Annotated in this window: 16 protein-coding genes; 15 read left to right on the top strand and 1 reads right to left on the bottom strand. The window is 60.2% G+C overall.

What is annotated here, in order from left to right; translation table 11 throughout:
* Window positions 1–15 precede the first annotated feature (15 nt).
* The 14 genes from AC0T4W_RS15115 (at window position 16) to ispD (ending at window position 15,812) form a co-directional block, all read left to right on the top strand.
* The gene (locus tag AC0T4W_RS15115) at window positions 16–519 is read left to right on the top strand and encodes an OmpH/Skp family outer membrane protein (protein WP_090238860.1); all 504 of its coding nucleotides are present in this window, start codon (window positions 16–18) and stop codon (window positions 517–519) included.
* Complete coding sequence (gene lpxD / locus AC0T4W_RS15110; RefSeq protein WP_476323699.1) at window positions 519–1,580, top strand: UDP-3-O-(3-hydroxymyristoyl)glucosamine N-acyltransferase; 1,062 nt, start codon at window positions 519–521, stop codon at window positions 1,578–1,580. Before AC0T4W_RS15115 ends, lpxD begins: the two co-directional genes overlap by 1 nt.
* Window positions 1,581–1,627: 47 nt before the next feature.
* Window positions 1,628–2,068 carry a 3-hydroxyacyl-ACP dehydratase FabZ gene (gene fabZ, locus AC0T4W_RS15105; RefSeq protein WP_476320261.1) on the top strand — a complete coding sequence of 147 codons (441 nt, stop codon included), beginning with the start codon at window positions 1,628–1,630 and terminating at the stop codon, window positions 2,066–2,068.
* Window positions 2,065–2,841 (top strand): acyl-ACP--UDP-N-acetylglucosamine O-acyltransferase, encoded by a 777-nt coding sequence (gene lpxA / locus AC0T4W_RS15100; RefSeq protein WP_476320259.1) that lies wholly within the window; start codon window positions 2,065–2,067, stop codon window positions 2,839–2,841. The genes fabZ and lpxA overlap by 4 nt, the downstream gene beginning before the upstream one ends.
* Before the next feature lie 3 nt (window positions 2,842–2,844).
* A complete protein-coding gene (gene lpxB / locus AC0T4W_RS15095) occupies window positions 2,845–3,978 on the top strand; it encodes a lipid-A-disaccharide synthase (protein WP_476320257.1) in 1,134 nt (377 codons plus the stop codon).
* Window positions 3,978–4,574: a ribonuclease HII gene (gene rnhB, locus AC0T4W_RS15090; RefSeq protein ID WP_476320255.1), complete on the top strand. Its 597-nt coding sequence runs from the start codon at window positions 3,978–3,980 to the stop codon at window positions 4,572–4,574. Before lpxB ends, rnhB begins: the two co-directional genes overlap by 1 nt.
* 152 nt (window positions 4,575–4,726) lie before the next feature.
* A complete protein-coding gene (dnaE, locus tag AC0T4W_RS15085) occupies window positions 4,727–8,248 on the top strand; it encodes a DNA polymerase III subunit alpha (protein WP_476320252.1) in 3,522 nt (1,173 codons plus the stop codon).
* A 161-nt stretch (window positions 8,249–8,409) separates the two neighbouring features.
* Window positions 8,410–9,360: an acetyl-CoA carboxylase carboxyltransferase subunit alpha gene (locus AC0T4W_RS15080; protein ID WP_476320250.1), complete on the top strand. Its 951-nt coding sequence runs from the start codon at window positions 8,410–8,412 to the stop codon at window positions 9,358–9,360.
* Window positions 9,361–10,674, top strand: coding sequence for a tRNA lysidine(34) synthetase TilS (tilS, locus tag AC0T4W_RS15075; RefSeq protein WP_476320248.1), 1,314 nt, complete (start codon window positions 9,361–9,363; stop codon window positions 10,672–10,674).
* A 168-nt stretch (window positions 10,675–10,842) separates the two neighbouring features.
* Window positions 10,843–12,474, top strand: coding sequence for a CTP synthase (locus tag AC0T4W_RS15070; RefSeq protein WP_476320246.1), 1,632 nt, complete (start codon window positions 10,843–10,845; stop codon window positions 12,472–12,474).
* Window positions 12,475–12,477: 3 nt separating this feature from the next.
* Window positions 12,478–13,323, top strand: a complete 846-nt coding sequence (gene kdsA, locus AC0T4W_RS15065; protein ID WP_476320244.1) for a 3-deoxy-8-phosphooctulonate synthase — start codon at window positions 12,478–12,480, stop codon at window positions 13,321–13,323.
* Window positions 13,324–13,468: 145 nt separating this feature from the next.
* On the top strand, window positions 13,469–14,758 hold the full coding sequence (eno, locus tag AC0T4W_RS15060) for a phosphopyruvate hydratase (RefSeq protein ID WP_476320242.1): 1,290 nt from the start codon (window positions 13,469–13,471) through the stop codon (window positions 14,756–14,758).
* 65 nt (window positions 14,759–14,823) lie between these two features.
* Window positions 14,824–15,105 (top strand): cell division protein FtsB, encoded by a 282-nt coding sequence (gene ftsB, locus AC0T4W_RS15055; protein WP_090248365.1) that lies wholly within the window; start codon window positions 14,824–14,826, stop codon window positions 15,103–15,105.
* Window positions 15,102–15,812 carry a 2-C-methyl-D-erythritol 4-phosphate cytidylyltransferase gene (gene ispD / locus AC0T4W_RS15050; protein WP_476320239.1) on the top strand — a complete coding sequence of 237 codons (711 nt, stop codon included), beginning with the start codon at window positions 15,102–15,104 and terminating at the stop codon, window positions 15,810–15,812. Before ftsB ends, ispD begins: the two co-directional genes overlap by 4 nt.
* A 138-nt stretch (window positions 15,813–15,950) precedes the next feature.
* Here the strand turns inward: ispD and AC0T4W_RS15045 are convergent, their stop codons facing one another.
* On the bottom strand, window positions 15,951–16,838 hold the full coding sequence (locus AC0T4W_RS15045) for a LysR family transcriptional regulator (protein WP_476320236.1): 888 nt from the start codon (window positions 16,836–16,838) through the stop codon (window positions 15,951–15,953).
* A 126-nt stretch (window positions 16,839–16,964) separates the two neighbouring features.
* Here AC0T4W_RS15045 and AC0T4W_RS15040 point away from each other — a divergent pair, with 126 nt between their 5' ends.
* Window positions 16,965–18,077, top strand: coding sequence for an S-(hydroxymethyl)glutathione dehydrogenase/class III alcohol dehydrogenase (locus AC0T4W_RS15040; protein WP_476320233.1), 1,113 nt, complete (start codon window positions 16,965–16,967; stop codon window positions 18,075–18,077).
* Window positions 18,078–18,102 lie beyond the last annotated feature (25 nt).

The following is an 18,102-nucleotide window of genomic DNA, read 5'->3' as shown; positions in this document are numbered from 1 at the left end:
TGCAGGAGTTGCACCGTGCGTAAGTTGACTCAACTGGTTTTGTTAAGCGTTGCCTTGTTGGCAACCCCGGCCTTTGCCGAGATGAAAGTAGCGGTATTGAACTATCAAATGGCTTTGCTCGAGTCTGACGCTGCCAAGCGTTATGCCGTGGATGCCGAAAAGAAGTTCGGCCCGCAGCTGAACAAGCTGAAAACCCTGGAAAGCGACGCCAAGCGCATTCAGGACCGCCTGGTTAAAGATGGCGAAAAAATGCAGACCGCCGAGCGTGAGCGCCTGGAGCTTGAATTCAAGCAAAAAGCCCGTGATTTCCAGTTCCAGTCCAAGGAGCTGAACGAGTCCAAGGCTGTGGCTGATCGTGAAATGCTGAAAAAGCTCAAGCCCAACCTGGACAAGGCTGTGGAAGAAGTGATCAAGACCGGTAACTTCGACCTGGTGCTGGAGCGCGGCGCGGTGATTGATGTCAAGCCACAGTTCGACATCACCCGTCAAGTTATTGAGCGTATGAACAAGCTGCGCTGATCATGACGGCAATGGTTTTTACCCTTGGCCAGTTGGCCAAGCGCCTGGGTGCCACCGTGCGTGGCGACTCAGGTAAGCCGATCAGTGGCTTAGCGACCCTGCAGGAAGCCGGCTCTGATCAGCTGAGCTTTCTGGCAAATGCGCAGTACCGGAAATTTCTCTCGGGCTCTCAGGCTGGCGCGGTGCTATTGACCGCCGCTGATGCCGAAAGCTACAGCGGTAATGCGTTGGTCGTCGGCAATCCTTATCTGGCGTATGCCGAACTCTCCCATCTGTTTGACCGCAAGCCTCAAGCCTTGCCTGGCGTGCATTCCACCGCTGTGGTGGCTGCTGATGCGCAGATTGATGCAACTGCCAGTGTCGGCGCCTATGCGGTGATCGAGACTGGCGTGCAGATTGCCGCCGGGGTAACCGTCGGCGCGCAGTGTGTTGTCGGCGCGCGCTCGGTGATTGGTGAAGGCGGTTGGTTGGCCCCGCGCGTAACGCTTTATCACGACGTACGGATCGGCAAGCGGGTGGTGATTCAGTCGGGCGCGGTGATCGGCGGTGAGGGCTTCGGCTTTGCCAACGAGAAGGGCGTCTGGCAGAAGATTGCGCAGATCGGTGGGGTGACCATCGGTGACGATGTCGAAATCGGCGCCAATACCACCGTCGACCGTGGCGCGCTGTCGGACACGCTGATTGGCAACGGGGTAAAGCTGGATAACCAGATTATGATCGCGCATAACGTGCAGATCGGCGACAACACGGCCATGGCGGGTTGCGCAGGGATTTCCGGCAGCACCAAGATCGGCAAGAACTGCATGATCGCGGGTGGCGTCGGCATGGTTGGGCATATCGAGGTATGCGACAACGTGTTCGTCACCGGCATGACCATGGTCACCCGTTCGATCACTGAGCCCGGCTCCTATTCCTCGGGTACCGCCATGCAGCCGGCGGCTGAGTGGCGCAAGAGCGCTGCACGGATTCGTCAGTTGGATGACATGGCGCGACGTCTGCAACAGTTGGAAAAGCAGTTGGCCGCCGTGACCCCAGCTGCCGACACTCCATCTGATGCCTGAGCCGGTATTTGCCGGCTTCTCTTTTTCTCTTACAGGCTTCTCTGCACATGATGGACATTAACCAGATTCGCGAATACTTGCCGCACCGCTATCCGTTCCTCTTGGTGGATCGGGTGGCTGAGCTGGATATTGAAGGCAAGCGCATTCGTGCCTATAAGAATGTCAGCATCAATGAGCCGTTCTTCAACGGGCATTTCCCTGAGCACCCGATCATGCCTGGCGTTTTGATCATCGAGGCCATGGCTCAGGCCGCTGGTATTCTTGGCTTCAAAATGATGAATCTGAAGCCCTCCGATGGCACCCTCTATTACTTTGTTGGCTCCGACAAGCTACGCTTTCGCCAGCCTGTAGTGCCCGGTGATCAGCTTATCCTTGAGGCGCGTTACCTGAGCAGCAAGCGCAGCATCTGGAAGTTTGAGTGCAAGGCCAGCGTCGACGGCAAGGAAGTCTGCGGGGCAGAAATCATCTGTGCGGAACGCAAACTATGAGTTTGATTGACCCTCGCGCCATTATTGACCCCAGTGCCAAGCTGGCCGACGACGTCGTCGTCGGCCCTTGGTCGATTGTCGGGCCTGATGTGGAAATTGGTGAGGGTACCGTGCTTGGGCCTAATGTGATCATCAAAGGGCCAACCAAAATTGGTAAGCACAACCGCGTTTATCAGTTTTCCTCGCTGGGCGAGGACACCCCTGATCGCAAGTACAAGGGGGAGCCGACGCGGCTGGTGATTGGCGATCACAACATCATCCGCGAAGGTGTGACCATGCACCGGGGCACCATCCAGGATCGCGACGAGACCACCGTGGGTGACCACAACCTGATCATGGCCTATGCCCATGTCGGCCATGACAGCGTAATCGGCAACCATTGCATTCTGGTCAACAATGTCGCGCTGGCCGGCCATGTCCATATCGGTGACTGGGCGATTCTGTCCGGTTACACCCTGGTGCATCAGTTTTGCTATATCGGGGCGCACAGCTTCGCTGGCATGGGCAGCGCAATCGGTAAGGATGTGCCGGCCTATGTCACGGTTTCGGGCAACCCAGCAGGGGCGCGCAGCATGAATTTCGAAGGTCTGCGCCGCCGTGGTTTCAGTGTCGAGGCGATCGCCGCTCTGCGTCGCGCCTACAAAACAGTGTATCGCCAGGGGCTGACCATTGAGGTCGCATTGGCCGAGCTGACCGAGCCGGCCTTGCAGTTTCCTGAAGTCGCGGTGTTCCGCGACTCGATCCTGGCTTCCCAACGCGGCATTACCCGCTAACCCATGGCGGCTCTAATGCGTGTCGCGCTGGTGGCTGGCGAGGCGTCTGGCGATATTCTCGGTGCCGGGTTAATGCAGGCGCTCAAGGTCCGCTATCCCCAGATCGAATTTATCGGTGTCGGCGGCCCGCTGATGCAGGATCAAGGGCTGAGTTCCTATTTCCCGATGGAGCGTCTCTCGGTGATGGGCCTGGTCGAGATACTTGGCCGCCTTCCTGAATTACTGTCGCGGCGCAAGCGGCTGATCAACACCCTGATTGAGGCCAAACCGGACGTATTTATCGGCATTGATGCGCCGGATTTCAACCTGACCCTTGAACTCAAGTTGCGTCAGGCTGGCATCAAGACCGTGCATTACGTCAGCCCGTCCGTGTGGGCTTGGCGGCAGAAGCGCGTGCTGAAAATTCGCGAGGCCTGCGACCTGATGCTGACGCTGTTTCCGTTCGAGGCGCAGTTCTACCTGGATCATCAGGTGCCGGTGCGCTTTGTCGGCCACCCGCTGGCCGATACCATTCCACCGCAGGCGGATCGTGCTGCGGCCCGCGAGGCGCTGAACCTAGCGCAGGATCAGCTGGTGGTGGCCCTGTTGCCGGGCAGTCGGGGTGGCGAAGTGTCGCGCTTGGGCAGTCTGTTTCTCGATGCGGCAGTGCGTTTACGCACCCTGCGCCCTGGCATCCAGTTTGTCTTGCCGTGCTCCAGTCCGGAGCGCCGTGCGCAGCTTGAGCAGATGTTGGTGGGGCGCGATCTGCCGCTCACCTTGCTCAATGGGCGTTCCCATGAGGCGCTGGCGGCCTGTGATGCGGTGCTGATTGCTTCCGGCACGGCGACCCTTGAGGCCCTGCTGTACAAGCGGCCGATGGTGGTGGCCTATAAAGTTGCGCCGTTGACCTATCGCATCCTCAAGCGCCTGGTCACCAGCGCTTATATTTCCCTGCCGAATCTGCTGGCCGAGCGCTTGCTGGTGCCGGAGTTGATTCAGGATGCGGCCACACCCGAAGCGCTGGCCCAGTTGCTGGCACCATTGCTCGATAGCGGCGAAGTGCAGACCGAAGGCTTTGACGTGATTCACCGCGCCCTGCGCCGCGATGCGTCGGTGCAGGCCGCCGATGCGGTGCTTGCGCTAGTAGGGCGGGCCTGATGCAACTAGGGCTGGATTTCACCCTGGTGCAAGAGCTGGTGGCCGGCGTCGATGAGGTTGGTCGTGGCCCGCTTTGTGGCGCCGTGGTGACGGCGGCGGTGATTCTCGATCCGGCGCGGCCGATTCTCGGTCTGAACGATTCGAAAAAGCTGACCGAGGCGCGTCGGGAAAAACTCTTCGACGAGATTCGCGAAAAAGCCCTGGCCTGGTGCATCGCCCGGGCCGAGGTGGAAGAAATCGATCAGCTGAATATTCTCCAGGCCACTATGCTGGCCATGCAGCGCGCGGTCGAGGGCTTGAGCGTCACGCCCAAGCTGGCGTTGATTGATGGTAATCGCTGCCCGAAACTGCACGTGCCCAGCGCTGCTGTGGTCAAGGGTGATAGTCAGGTGCCGGCGATTGCTGCGGCATCAATCCTGGCCAAGGTCAGCCGTGATCGCGAGATGCAGCTGCTCGATGCGCAATACCCCGGCTACGGCATCGCCGGACACAAAGGCTATCCCACGCTGGTACACCTGGAAGCGTTGCGGCGCCTAGGGCCAACCCCGATTCACCGACGCTCCTTTGGCCCGGTAAAGGCGCTATTGGAAACGTAGGATGGGTTGAGCGCAGCGATACCCATCATGTTCGCGCGATGGGTATCGCTGAGCTCAACCTACGCGGCCCGACCCACTCTACCTGCTGTTGTTTGCACCTTGGCCCGGTACAATCCGGGCCTTATCGTTTTTGCGTTTTGTATAGGACTGCCATGACCGCTTCGTTCGTCCACCTGCGTTTGCATACTGAGTTTTCCCTGGTCGACGGGCTGGTACGGGTCAAGCCGCTGATCAAGTCAGTGGCGGCAGCCGGTATGCCGGCGGTAGCGGTCACCGATATGAGCAATATGTGCTCGTTGGTGAAGTTCTATAAGGCGGCCATGGGCGGCGGCATCAAGCCGATCTGCGGTGCCGACATCTGGCTGGCCAGCGCCGATGAAGATGGCCCGCTAAGCCGCATGACCCTGCTGGCGATGAATGCCAAGGGTTATCGCAACCTCACCGAACTGGTCTCGCGCGGTTGGAGTGACGGGCAGAGCAATGACCTGGTGATTATCCAGCGTGACTGGGTCAAGGAGGCGGCCGAAGGCCTGATTGCCTTGTCCGGGGCGAAGGAAGGCGAAGTCGGTCATGCCTTGCTCGATGGCGAACCGGCAGAAGCCGAGGCGGTGCTGCGCGAGTGGATGGCGGTGTTCCCCGAGCGTTTTTATCTGGAAGTGCAACGCACCAATCGGGTGAATGACGAAGAGCATCTGCATGCTGCTGTGGTCCTAGCCGATAAGGTCGGCGCGCCACTGGTGGCGACCAACGATGTGCGCTTTATCAAGCAGGACGACTTCGCCGCCCACGAAACCCGCGTGTGTATTGGAGAAGGCCGCAGCCTGGATGATCCACGCCGCCTGCGCACCTATTCCGATCAGCAATACCTGAAGAGTCCGGAGGAGATGGCCGAGCTGTTCAGCGACCTGCCGGAAGCTCTGGAAAACACCATCGAGATTGCCAAGCGTTGCAATATCGACGTGCAGTTGGGCAAGTATTTCCTGCCTGATTTCCCGGTGCCGGCGGGCCTGACCATGGACGAATACTTTCGCCAGGTCTCGTTCGAAGGTTTGGAGGAGCGCCTGGCCGTGCTCTGGCCGAAGGACACCACACCCAATTACGAAGAAAAGCGTCAGGTCTATATCGACCGGTTGAATTTCGAGCTGGATATCATCATCCAGATGGGCTTCCCCGGTTACTTTTTGATCGTAATGGACTTTATCAAGTGGGCGAAGAACAACGGTGTCCCGGTGGGCCCTGGCCGTGGGTCGGGTGCTGGTTCGCTGGTGGCCTACGTACAGAAGATCACCGACCTCGACCCGCTGGCCTATGACCTGCTGTTTGAACGTTTCCTCAACCCGGAGCGGGTTTCCATGCCCGACTTCGACGTCGACTTCTGCATGGACGGCCGTGACCGGGTAATCGATTACGTGGCCGAGAAATACGGCCGCAACGCGGTGAGCCAGATCATCACCTTCGGCACCATGGCAGCCAAGGCGGTGGTGCGTGATGTGGCGCGGGCTCAGGGCAAGTCCTATGGCTTGGCCGATCGGTTGTCGAAGATGATTCCCTTCGAAGTCGGCATGACCCTGGAAAAAGCCTACGAGATGGAAGAGCCGCTGCGAGACTTCCTCAAGGTTGACGAAGACGCCCGGGAAATCTGGGAGATGTCGCTCAAGCTCGAAGGCATTTGTCGTGGCACCGGTAAGCACGCTGGTGGCGTGGTCATCGCACCGACCAAACTCACCGACTTCTCGCCGATTGCCTGCGATGACGAGGGTGGCGGCCTGGTCACCCAGTTCGATAAGGACGACGTGGAGTCCGCCGGTCTGGTGAAGTTCGACTTCCTCGGCCTGCGTACCCTGACCATCATCAAGTGGGCGATGGAGACCATCAACCGCGAGCAGGCCAAGCAAGGCCTGCCGGACCTGAACATCGACTTTATTCCGCTGGATGACAAGCCGACGTTCAGCATGCTGCAGAAAGCTGAGACCACCGCGGTATTCCAGCTTGAATCGCGCGGCATGAAGGAGCTGATCAAGAAGCTCAAGCCGGACTGCCTGGAAGACATGATCGCCCTGGTAGCCCTGTTCCGTCCGGGGCCGCTGCAGTCGGGCATGGTGGACGACTTTATCAACCGTAAGCACGGCCGCGAGCCGATTTCTTACCCGCATCAGGACTATCAGTACGCGGGTCTGGAGCCGGTGCTGAAACCGACCTACGGCATCATCCTGTACCAGGAACAGGTGATGCAGATCGCCCAGGTCATGGCCGGCTACACCCTCGGTGGTGCGGATATGCTGCGCCGCGCCATGGGTAAGAAAAAGCCCGAGGAGATGGCCAAGCAGCGCGGCGGCTTTATTGAAGGCTGCGCCAACAACGGCATTGATCCTAACCTGGCCGGCAACATCTTCGATCTGGTGGAGAAGTTCGCCGGTTACGGCTTTAACAAATCCCACTCGGCCGCCTATGGCTTGCTCTCGTATCAGACCGCCTGGCTCAAGGCGCACCATTCGGCGGCCTTTATGGCGGCGGTGCTGTCGGCGGATATGCACAACACCGACAAGGTCGTGACCCTGATCGAGGAGTGCCGCAGCATGAAGCTGCGCCTCGATGCGCCAGATGTGAACATCTCCGAGTTCAAATTCGCGGTTAACAACGAAGGCTGGATCGTCTACGGCCTGGGCGCGATCAAGGGCGTGGGCGAGGGGCCGGTGGAGGCCATCGTCGAAGCGCGTCAAGAAGGACCGTTCAAGGACCTGTTCGACTTCTGCTCGCGGGTCGACCTCAAGCGCATCAACAAGCGCACCCTCGAAGCACTGATTCGCAGCGGTGCGCTGGACCGTCTGGGCCCGCACTTCCATGAGGAGCTGAAAGCCTACAAGGCCAATATCGACCGCAATCGCGCGGTATTGCTGTCTGCGATGGAGGAGGCCGTGCAGGCCGCCGAGCAGACTGCGCGCAGCGCCGAGAGCGGGCATATGGACCTGTTCGGCGGCGTGTTTGCGGATGCCGAGGCGGATGTTTACCTCAACCATTTGCGCGCCCGCGAGCTGACGTTGAAAGAGCGCCTCAAGGGTGAAAAAGACACCTTGGGCCTGTATCTGACCGGTCACCCGATTGACGAGTACGAGGGCGAAGTGCGACGTTTTGCCCGCCAGCGCATCGTTGACCTGAAAGCCGCACGCGGCGATCAGACGATTGCCGGCCTGGTGGTCAACCTGCGGGTGATGAAGAACAAAAAAGGCGACAAGATGGGCTTTATCACCCTAGATGACCGCTCCGGGCGCATCGAGGCCTCCCTGTTCGCCGAGGCTTTTAACAGCGCCCAGGCCTTGCTGCAGACCGATGCCCTGGTGGTGGTTGAGGGCGAGGTGAGCAACGACGATTTCTCCGGCGGCCTGCGTCTGCGTGCCAAGCGGGTGATGAGCCTGGAAGAAGCGCGCACCGGCCTGGCCGACAGCCTGCGTTTGAAGGTCGCCAGCAGCGCTCTGCAAGGTGATCGGCTACGCTGGCTGGCCGACTTGTGCGGTCGTCATCGCGGCGCATGCCCGATCACCGTCGACTACAGCGGCAGCGGTGCCAAGGCGCAATTGCAGTTTGGCGAAGCCTGGCGTATTGAGCCGGCTGACAGCCTGATTCAGGCATTGCGTGACCAGTTCGGCAAAGACAACGTCTTTTTGCACTACCGCTGATTTGCGGAGCCCAGGCTCTGCGTTTCAGTTGCGACGCCTTGAACGGCTGCACGGTTTACCTGCAGTCCGGTGTCGACCTGAATGCGCCTGCTGCTATAAGGTAGGACGCGATAACGGATACAGCTCCCGGCCACTTGGCCGTCGACGCAAGACGGATGACTATGAACCCGAATTTTCTCGATTTCGAACAGCCGATCGCCGACCTGCAAGCCAAGATCGAAGAGCTTCGCCTGGTTGGTAACGACAACTCGTTGAACATCGGCGATGAGATCGCCCGCCTGCAGGACAAGAGCAGCTCGCTGACCGAAACCATTTTCGGCAACCTGAGCAGCTGGCAGATCGCCCAGCTGGCGCGCCATCCACGCCGTCCTTATACCCTGGATTACCTGCAGCACATCTTTACCGAGTTCGATGAGCTGCATGGTGACCGCCACTTCTCCGACGACCCGGCCCTGGTCGGCGGCGTTGCCCGTCTGGACGGTGAGCCGGTGATGGTTATCGGTCACCAGAAGGGCCGCGAGATTCGCGAAAAAGTACGCCGCAACTTCGGCATGCCGCGCCCGGAGGGCTACCGCAAGGCGTGCCGTCTGATGGAAATGGCCGAACGCTTCAAGATGCCGATCCTGACTTTTATCGACACCCCAGGTGCCTACCCAGGTATCGACGCCGAAGAGCGCAACCAGAGCGAAGCCATCGCCTGGAACCTGCGTGTAATGGCGCGCCTGAAAACCCCGATCATCGCCACCGTGATCGGTGAAGGTGGTTCCGGCGGTGCCTTGGCGATTGGCGTGTGCGATCAGCTGAATATGCTGCAGTACTCCACCTACTCGGTAATCTCGCCGGAAGGCTGCGCCTCGATTCTGTGGAAAACCGCAGAAAAGGCGCCGGATGCCGCTGAGGCCATGGGCATTACTGCTGAGCGCCTGAAAGGCCTGGGCATTGTTGATCAGGTGATCGGTGAGCCACTTGGTGGCGCGCACAGCGATCCGGCGGCTGCCGCTGAGTCGGTGCGTCAGGCCTTGCTGACGCAGCTGGCAATGCTCAAGACCTTCGATACCGATGCGCTGCTCAAGCGTCGTTATGAGCGTTTGATGAGCTACGGCATCGCCTAAATGACCCTGAGCGCCAGGTTGCTGGATTCTCTGGCGCCCTGGCGCACTGCGCCGGCCTGGCATATCGCTCTGTCCGGCGGGCTGGATTCCACGGTGCTGCTGCACCTGCTGGCCAGCCTCGCGCAGCGCGAGGCATTGCCGCCACTTTCCGCTATCCATATCCATCACGGCCTGCAGGCCGCTGCCGATGCCTGGCCGGCGCATTGCCGTGAGCTGTGCGCGGCCTTGTCTGTAGCGTTGCAGGTCGAGTATGTGCAGGTGGCTCCCGGCGCGAGCCTGGAGCAGGCGGCGCGCGAGGCCCGCTACGCGGCTTTTGCGGCTCGTCTCGGCGCTGGTGAGGTGCTGCTGACTGCGCAACATCGCGATGATCAGGCCGAAACTCTGCTGTTTCGCCTGCTGCGCGGTGCGGGGGTGCAGGGTTTGTCGGCCATGCCGATGAGTCGCGCGCTGGGAGCGGGGCGGCTGGTTCGACCGCTGCTTAACTGCTCGCGCGATGAGCTGTTGGCGTATGCCCGTGAGCACAAGTTGACCTGGGTTGAAGATCCGTCAAATAGCGATGAGCGCTTCTCGCGCAATTATCTGCGCCGTCAGGTGATGCCGGCGTTGCTTAGTCGCTGGCCGCAGGCCTCGACCAATATGGCCCGTAGTGCCGCGCATTTGAGTGAGGCTGCACAGTTGCTTGATGAGTTGGCGCAGCAGGATATAGCTGCCGCTCAAGCGCCGAGTGAGTTTGCCTGGCTGCCGTTAGCAAATCTGGCGCTGCCTGCGCTGCGCAATCTGAGTGAGCCGCGCCAGCGCAATGCCCTGCGATATTGGCTACGGCCGCTAACGGCAATGCCGGATAGTGAGCACTGGGCCGGTTGGCAGGCGCTGCGTGATGCGTCGGTGGATGCCGCGCCAATCTGGAAGCTGGCGGCGGGGGAGCTGCGCCGCAGTGACGAGCGTTTGTGGTGGCTGGCTGGTGATTGGCTCTGCGCGCCCGCGCCGCTCAGTGTTGCCGTTCAAGGCAATCAGCAGCTGGCATTGCCTGCTAATGGCAGTGTGCGAATTGACGGTCAGCTGCCCGCAGGCAATTGGCAGCTGGGCTATCGCCAGGCCGGTGATCAGATGGTGTTGCTTGGGCGCGGGCACCGCGATCTCAAGCGGTTGCTCAACGAACTGCGCGTGCCAGCTTTTGTGCGTGACCGCCTGCCGTTGCTGCGTCTGGATAACCAGGTGGTGGCAATCGCCAACCTGCCAGGTATGCAAGGCGCCGCCGATGGCAGCTGGCAATTGCATTGGCAGCCGCCGACGAGTGATCAAGGTTTGAGCTGATAAGGCCTTTCCGGTAGACTACGCTCCCGTCTTACTAGAGCTTTTGTTGACTCCCCTTGGGAATCGGCAGGGCTGGCTAATTGCGGTGTATTGCAATGGGTCGCTTCACTATTCCTTCGCTTTCCCCGGCGGTACTGACCGCTTAAACGCAGACTTCTAGGGTTTTTCATGACGCGCTACATATTCGTCACGGGTGGTGTTGTTTCTTCATTGGGGAAAGGCATCGCCTCGGCTTCATTGGCGGCCATCCTGGAGGCGCGGGGCCTGAAGGTCACCATGCTCAAGCTGGACCCTTATATCAACGTCGATCCGGGCACCATGAGCCCGTTCCAGCACGGTGAGGTGTTTGTCACCCACGACGGCGCTGAGACTGACCTCGACCTGGGCCACTATGAGCGGTTTATCCGCACCACCATGACCCAGAACAACAACTTCACCACCGGTCGCGTCTACGAAGACGTGCTGCGCCGCGAGCGCCGTGGTGATTACCTGGGTGCGACCATTCAGGTCATCCCGCATATCACCGATGAGATCAAGCGCCGCATCATCAAGGGTGCCGGGGACGCCGACGTTGCCATGGTCGAGATCGGCGGCACGGTCGGTGATATCGAGTCGCAGCCGTTCCTTGAAGCCATCCGCCAGTTGCGTGTGGAAGTAGGTGCCAAGCGCGCCATGCTGATGCACTTGACTCTGGTGCCGTATATCGCCACCGCAGGCGAGACCAAGACCAAGCCGACTCAGCATTCGGTGAAAGAGCTGCGCTCCATCGGCCTGCAGCCGGATGTGCTGATCTGCCGTTCCGACCACCCGATCGATATCTCCTCGCGCCGCAAGATCGCGCTGTTCACCAACGTTGAAGAGCGTGCGGTGATTTCCCTGGAAGACGTCGACACCATCTACAAGATCCCCGGCGTGCTGCATGCCCAGGGCTTGGATGATTTCGTCGTCGAGCGCTTCGGTCTGGAGTGTGGCGGCGCCGATCTGTCCGAGTGGGACCGTGTCGTCGATGCCAAGCTCAATCCAGAGCACGAAGTCACCATCGCCATGGTCGGCAAGTACATGGAGCTGCTGGACGCCTACAAATCGCTGATCGAAGCGATGAGCCATGCTGGCATCCAGAACCGCACCAAGGTCAATCTGCGCTATATCGACTCTGAAGACATCGAGAACAAGGGCACCGCCCTGCTCGAAGGCGTGGATGCCATTCTGGTGCCGGGCGGTTTCGGTCTGCGCGGCGTGGAAGGCAAGATCAAGACTGTGCAGTACGCCCGTGAGAACAAGATTCCCTACCTGGGTATCTGCCTCGGTATGCAAGTTGCGGTTATCGAGTTCGCCCGCAATGTGCTGGGCTGGACCGACGCCAACTCCACCGAATTTGACGCCGTAGGCACGCATCCCGTGGTCGGCCTGATCACCGAATGGCAGGACGCCACCGGCGTGACCGAGCAGCGTACCGATGCCTCTGACCTGGGCGGCACCATGCGTCTCGGTGCACAGGACTGCCAGTTGCAGGCCGGTTCGCAAGTGCACGCGTGCTATGGCAAAGATGTAATAGTCGAGCGTCATCGTCATCGTTATGAAGTGAACAACAACCTGCTGCCGCAACTGATCGAAGCCGGCCTCAAGGTCACCGGTCGCTCCGGTGATGGCGCGCTGGTTGAGGTGGTGGAAGCACCGGATCATCCATGGTTCGTCGCTTGCCAGTTCCACCCGGAGTTCACCTCGACGCCGCGTGATGGTCATCCGCTGTTCAGTGGCTTCGTCAATGCGGCCTTGGCCCAGCAAGCGAAGAAGGCTTAAGGCATGACCCAGAAGATCATCAAGGTTGGCGGGATTGAAATCGCCAACGACAAACCCTTCGTGCTGTTCGGCGGGATCAACGTAATCGAGTCCCGCGATCTGGCCATGCGCGCCTGTGAAGAATACGTGCGGGTGACCGAGAAGCTCGGCATTCCCTACGTGTTCAAGGCCAGTTTCGACAAGGCCAACCGCTCGTCCGTGACCTCGTTCCGTGGTCCGGGCCTGGAAGAGGGCATGAAGGTTTTTGAAGAAATCAAAAAGACCTTCGGCGTGCCGGTGATCACCGACGTGCATGAGCCTGAGCAAGCGGCTCCGGTGGCTGCGGTGTGCGACATTATTCAGCTGCCGGCGTTTCTGTCGCGGCAGACCGATCTGGTGGTGGCCATGGCCAAGACCCAGGCCGTGATCAATATCAAGAAGGCCCAGTTCCTCGCGCCCCAGGAAATGAAGCACATCTTGGCCAAGTGCGAAGAGGCCGGTAATGACCAACTGATCCTCTGCGAGCGCGGCTCCAGCTTCGGTTACAACAACCTGGTAGTGGACATGCTCGGCTTCGGCATCATGAAGCAGACCAACTATCCGGTGTTCTTTGACGTGACCCACGCCCTGCAAATGCCAGGTGGTCGTGCCGATTCCGCTGGCGGTCGTCGTGCCCAGGTCACTGACCTGGCCAAGGCGGGTATGAGCCAGGGCCTGGCTGGTCTGTTCCTCGAAGCCCATCCGGTCCCGGACAATGCCAAATGCGACGGCCCTTGCGCCCTGCGTCTGGACAAGCTGGAGCCGTTCCTCACTCAGCTCAAGCAGCTGGATGATTTGATCAAGAGTTTTGCGCCGATTGAGACTGCCTGAAACGGCAATTCTGCGGTAAAGTGCCTTTTGTATACAATCTGACTGAATAGTCGGTACATGTTGCGCGCCGGGGCAACTTCCAGCGCCCAACGAGTGTGCAGCTCGGTACTACCCTTTTCGTCAACTTTTTGGAGTGCTACACACAATGGCAAAGATCGTCGACATCAAAGGCCGTGAGGTTCTCGATTCCCGTGGTAACCCAACTGTGGAAGCCGATGTAATCCTCCAAGGCGGCATCATCGGCAGCGCCTGCGCGCCGTCCGGTGCCTCCACCGGTTCGCGTGAAGCGCTGGAATTGCGTGATGGCGACAAGAGCCGTTACCTGGGCAAGGGCGTACTGAAGGCCGTGGCCAATATCAATGGCCCGATCCGCGACCTGCTGCTGGGCAAAGATGCCACCGACCAGAAAGCCCTCGACCTGGCGATGATTGCCCTCGACGGTACCGAGAACAAAGCCACCCTGGGTGCCAACGCTATCCTTGCCGTGTCCCTGGCCGCTGCCAAAGCTGCCGCTCAGGCCAAAGGCGTGCCGTTGTACGCGCACATCGCCGACCTGAATGGCACTCCAGGCGTTTACTCCATGCCGGTGCCGATGATGAACATCATCAACGGCGGCGAGCACGCCGATAACAACGTCGATATTCAGGAATTTATGGTTCAGCCGGTTGGCGCGAAAACCTTCGCCGACGCGCTGCGCATGGGCACCGAGATTTTCCACCATCTCAAAGCCGTGCTGAAGGCCCGTGGCCTGAGCACTTCCGTCGGTGACGAAGGCGGTTTCGCGCCGAACCTGGCTTCCAACGAAGACGCCCTGGCGGCTATCGCCGAAGCCGTTGCCAATGCCGGTTACACCCTGGGCGACGACGTCACCCTGGCCCTGGACTGCGCCTCCAGCGAATTCTTCAAGGACGGTCAGTACGACCTGGCTGGCGAAGGCAAAGTCTTTGACGCCGCCGGGTTCGCCGATTACTTGGCTGGTCTGGCCGAGCGTTACCCGATCATTTCCATCGAAGATGGCATGGACGAGTCCGACTGGGCTGGCTGGAAGGTGCTGACTGACAAGATCGGCAGCAAAGTGCAGCTGGTTGGCGACGATCTGTTTGTGACCAACACCAAGATCCTCAAGCGCGGCATCGACGAGTCGATCGGCAACTCGATCCTGATCAAGTTCAACCAGATCGGCACCCTGACCGAGACGCTGGAAGCCATCCAGATGGCCAAGGCCGCTGGCTACACCGCCGTGATCTCGCATCGCTCGGGTGAAACCGAAGACAGCACCATCGCCGATCTGGCTGTTGGTACTGCTGCTGGCCAGATCAAGACCGGTTCGCTATGCCGCTCGGACCGCGTGTCCAAGTACAACCAATTGCTGCGTATCGAAGAGCAGCTGGCTGGTAAAGCTGTTTATCGTGGCCGCGCCGAGTTCCGTGGTTGAGCTCAGGCATGTTAAAAGAGGGGCGGCGCGAGTCGCCCCTTTTTCGTTCGGAAGCTTTTTACGCTATGCGCAATAATTTCTACTGGGTATTTATCGTGCTGATTGCCGTGCTGGCAGGTCTGCAATATCGCCTGTGGGTCGGCGATGGCAGCCTGGCGCAGGTGGCCCAGTTGCAGCAGCAGATCGCCGATCAGCAGGGCGAAAACCAGCAGCTGCAAGAGCGCAACCGGATTCTCGAAGCGGAAGTGCTGGAGCTGAAAAGCGGTATGGAAACCGTCGAAGAGCGTGCACGCCACGAGCTGGGCATGCTTAAAGAGGGCGAAACCCTCTATCAGTTGGCTGAATGAACACTCCCGAACTCCCCCCTTTCTGGGCGTTGATTCCCGCTGCCGGCATTGGCAGCCGGATGCGCGCCGACCGGCCCAAACAGTACCTGCAACTGGCCGGTAAAAGTATTATCGAACACACCCTGGCGTGCTTTCTTGAGCATCCGCAGTTGCGTGCGGTGGTGGTCAGCCTGGCGGCGGACGATCCGTACTGGCCGACCCTGGGCTGCGCCCGTGACCTACGTATTCAGCGCGCCGATGGCGGTGCCGAGCGTGCCGATTCGGTACTCAGCGGCCTGCTGCGCTTAAGTGAGCTGGGTGCTCAGGAGCAGGATTGGGTGTTGGTACACGATGCCGCGCGGCCCAATCTGGCGCGCAGCGATCTCGACTTGTTGCTCAGTGAATTGACTGATGACCCGGTAGGCGGCCTGCTCGCCGTGCCCGCCCGCGATACCCTCAAGCGCGCAGGCGCCGATGGCCGGGTGCAAACGACGGTGGATCGCTCGACCATCTGGCAGGCCTTTACCCCGCAGATGTTCCGTCTCGGCGAGTTGCAGCACGCCCTGGCCGATGCGCTGACTGCCGGTGTGGCGATTACCGATGAGGCTTCGGCCATCGAGTGGTCTGGCCAGGCGCCACGGCTGATCGAAGGGCGCGCAGATAACCTCAAGGTCACACGGCCGGAAGATTTGCGTAGCCTGGCCAGCCTTTGGCACTTGAAAAACTAAGAACCTGCCTACGGTCTGCTGCGCGTCGGTCCTGCTGCGTTAAAAACAGGCTCGGAATGCTCATGTACAAAAGTACACTCCGCTTCCTCGCCTCTTTTTTCCTTGCAGTACTCTAGCTCGCGAGACCGTAAACAGGTTCTAGCGATACTCGCTGCGCTGCGCCAACCCCTGTTTAAGAAACTCCACCAGTTGCCGCACCTTGGGTGATAGGTGCCGCTGCTGTGGGTACAACGCCCACACCGCAGTGTCCGGCGGTTGCTGGTTATCCAGCAACGAGACCAGCGCGCCGCTGCGCAAATGTTCCAGCACGTAATAATCCGGTAGCTGACACAGTCCAAGGCCGCGTAATGCGGCTTCCAGCACGGCCTGGCCACTGTTGCAACGCCAGTTGCCCTGCACCCGCAGGCTCGAATCGCGGCCATCGGCCTGAAAACTCCAGAGATCCGAGCTGCCGATCAAGCAGTTGTGCCGTGCCAGTTCCGACAGTGAATGCGGCCGGCCGTAGCGTTGCAGGTACGCCGGTGCGGCGCACAGATACATTTGCCGGGGCGCCAGGCGCGTAGCCACCAAGCGTGAGTCCTGCAGGCGGCCCAGGCGGATGGCCAGGTCGAGGCCGTCATGCAGCAGGTCGAGGGTGCGGTTGCTCAGTTCGATATCCACCCGCAATTGCGGGTGTTGCACCATAAAGTCGGTGACCAGCGGCACGATAAAGCGCTCGCCGTAGGCCACCGCGCAGGTCATGCGCAGCAGGCCTTTTGGCTCGCTGCCCAGGTCGCCGACCGCGCGCAGGGCTTCCTCGCGGGCATCCTGCAGGCGCTGGCAGTGCTGTAGAAAGGTCTGCCCGGCCTCGGTCAGGGCCACGCGACGGGTGCTGCGGTAGAACAGGCGGGTTTGCAGGCGCTCTTCCAGGCGGGCGATCTGCCGGCTGACCTGGGATGACGACAGGCTCAGGCGTTCGGCGGCGGCGGTGAACTGGCCGCACTCGGCCACGGCAACAAATTCGTCGAGGCCTTCCCAGCGATTCATGGCGTGCATCCTTGGTTGTCGGTTGATTGTCCCTGTATAGCAAGAATGTTTTGTTTTTTGGCGGATTATCTATCTGGATCACTGATCTACACTCTTCGCCACCGTTGAATCCGCTGGAGAGCGACCATGATCAAGTCCCGTGCTGCCGTAGCCTTTGCCCCCAATCAGCCGCTGCAAATCGTCGAAGTCGACGTCGCGCCGCCCAAGGCCGGGGAAGTGCTGGTGCGCATTGTCGCCACTGGCGTGTGCCATACCGATGCCTACACCCTGTCCGGTGAAGACTCCGAAGGGGTGTTCCCGGCGATTCTCGGCCATGAAGGCGGCGGCATCGTCGAAGCCATCGGCGAGGGCGTGACTTCGGTGCAGGTCGGCGACCATGTGATTCCGCTGTACACCGCCGAATGCCGCGTTTGTAAATTCTGCACCTCGGGCAAGACCAATCTATGCAGTTCGGTGCGCGCCACTCAGGGCAAGGGCCTGATGCCGGACGGTACCAGTCGTTTTTCCTACAACGGCGAGCCGATCTATCACTACATGGGTTGCTCGACCTTCTCCGAATACACCGTGCTGCCGGAAGTCTCCCTGGCGGTGATCCCTAAAGATGCGCCGCTGGAGAAGGTCTGCCTGCTCGGTTGTGGCGTGACTACCGGTATCGGTGCCGTGCTCAACACCGCCAAGGTGGAGGAGGGCGCTACCGTGGCGATCTTCGGCCTTGGCGGTATTGGTCTGGCAGCAATCATCGGCGCGAAGATGGCCAAGGCCAGCCGCATCATCGCCATCGATATCAACCCGGCCAAGTTCGATGTGGCTCGTGAGCTGGGGGCGACCGACTTTATCAACCCCAAGGAATTCGCCAAGCCGATTCAGGAGGTAATCGTCGAGATGACCGACGGCGGCGTAGATTATTCCTTCGAGTGCGTGGGCAATGTGCAGCTAATGCGCGCCGCGCTGGAGTGTGCGCACAAGGGCTGGGGCGAGTCGGTGATTATCGGTGTGGCCGGTGCCGGCCAGGAAATCAGCACCCGTCCGTTCCAGCTGGTAACTGGGCGCGTCTGGCGCGGCTCGGCCTTCGGTGGCGTCAAGGGCCGTACCGAGCTGCCGAGCTATGTGGAAAAGGCGCAGAAGGGCGAAATCCCGCTGGATACCTTTATTACCCACAACATGCCGCTGGATGACATCAACAAAGCCTTTGACCTGATGCATGAAGGCAAGAGCATCCGCACTGTTATCCACTTCTGATCACGCTGGGCGGCTTTCACTGCCG

Source organism: Pseudomonas sp. C7.1 (assembly GCF_056312395.1).
This window is presented reverse-complemented; position numbering and strand designations above follow the sequence as displayed.

Excerpts from the sequence above, each read along its gene's own strand:
- rnhB (WP_476320255.1), top strand. The coding sequence starts at position 3,978 with ATGCAACTAGGGCTGGATTTCACCCTGGTGCAAGAGCTGGTGGCCGGC.
- AC0T4W_RS15045 (WP_476320236.1), bottom strand. The coding sequence starts at position 16,838 with ATGAATCGCTGGGAAGGCCTCGACGAATTTGTTGCCGTGGCCGAGTGC.
- AC0T4W_RS15080 (WP_476320250.1), top strand. The coding sequence starts at position 8,410 with ATGAACCCGAATTTTCTCGATTTCGAACAGCCGATCGCCGACCTGCAA.
- lpxA (WP_476320259.1), top strand. The coding sequence starts at position 2,065 with ATGAGTTTGATTGACCCTCGCGCCATTATTGACCCCAGTGCCAAGCTG.
- ispD (WP_476320239.1), top strand. The coding sequence starts at position 15,102 with ATGAACACTCCCGAACTCCCCCCTTTCTGGGCGTTGATTCCCGCTGCC.
- ftsB (WP_090248365.1), top strand. The coding sequence starts at position 14,824 with ATGCGCAATAATTTCTACTGGGTATTTATCGTGCTGATTGCCGTGCTG.
- fabZ (WP_476320261.1), top strand. The coding sequence starts at position 1,628 with ATGATGGACATTAACCAGATTCGCGAATACTTGCCGCACCGCTATCCG.
- lpxB (WP_476320257.1), top strand. The coding sequence starts at position 2,845 with ATGGCGGCTCTAATGCGTGTCGCGCTGGTGGCTGGCGAGGCGTCTGGC.
- tilS (WP_476320248.1), top strand. The coding sequence starts at position 9,361 with ATGACCCTGAGCGCCAGGTTGCTGGATTCTCTGGCGCCCTGGCGCACT.
- eno (WP_476320242.1), top strand. The coding sequence starts at position 13,469 with ATGGCAAAGATCGTCGACATCAAAGGCCGTGAGGTTCTCGATTCCCGT.
- AC0T4W_RS15040 (WP_476320233.1), top strand. The coding sequence starts at position 16,965 with ATGATCAAGTCCCGTGCTGCCGTAGCCTTTGCCCCCAATCAGCCGCTG.
- dnaE (WP_476320252.1), top strand. The coding sequence starts at position 4,727 with ATGACCGCTTCGTTCGTCCACCTGCGTTTGCATACTGAGTTTTCCCTG.
- kdsA (WP_476320244.1), top strand. The coding sequence starts at position 12,478 with ATGACCCAGAAGATCATCAAGGTTGGCGGGATTGAAATCGCCAACGAC.
- AC0T4W_RS15070 (WP_476320246.1), top strand. The coding sequence starts at position 10,843 with ATGACGCGCTACATATTCGTCACGGGTGGTGTTGTTTCTTCATTGGGG.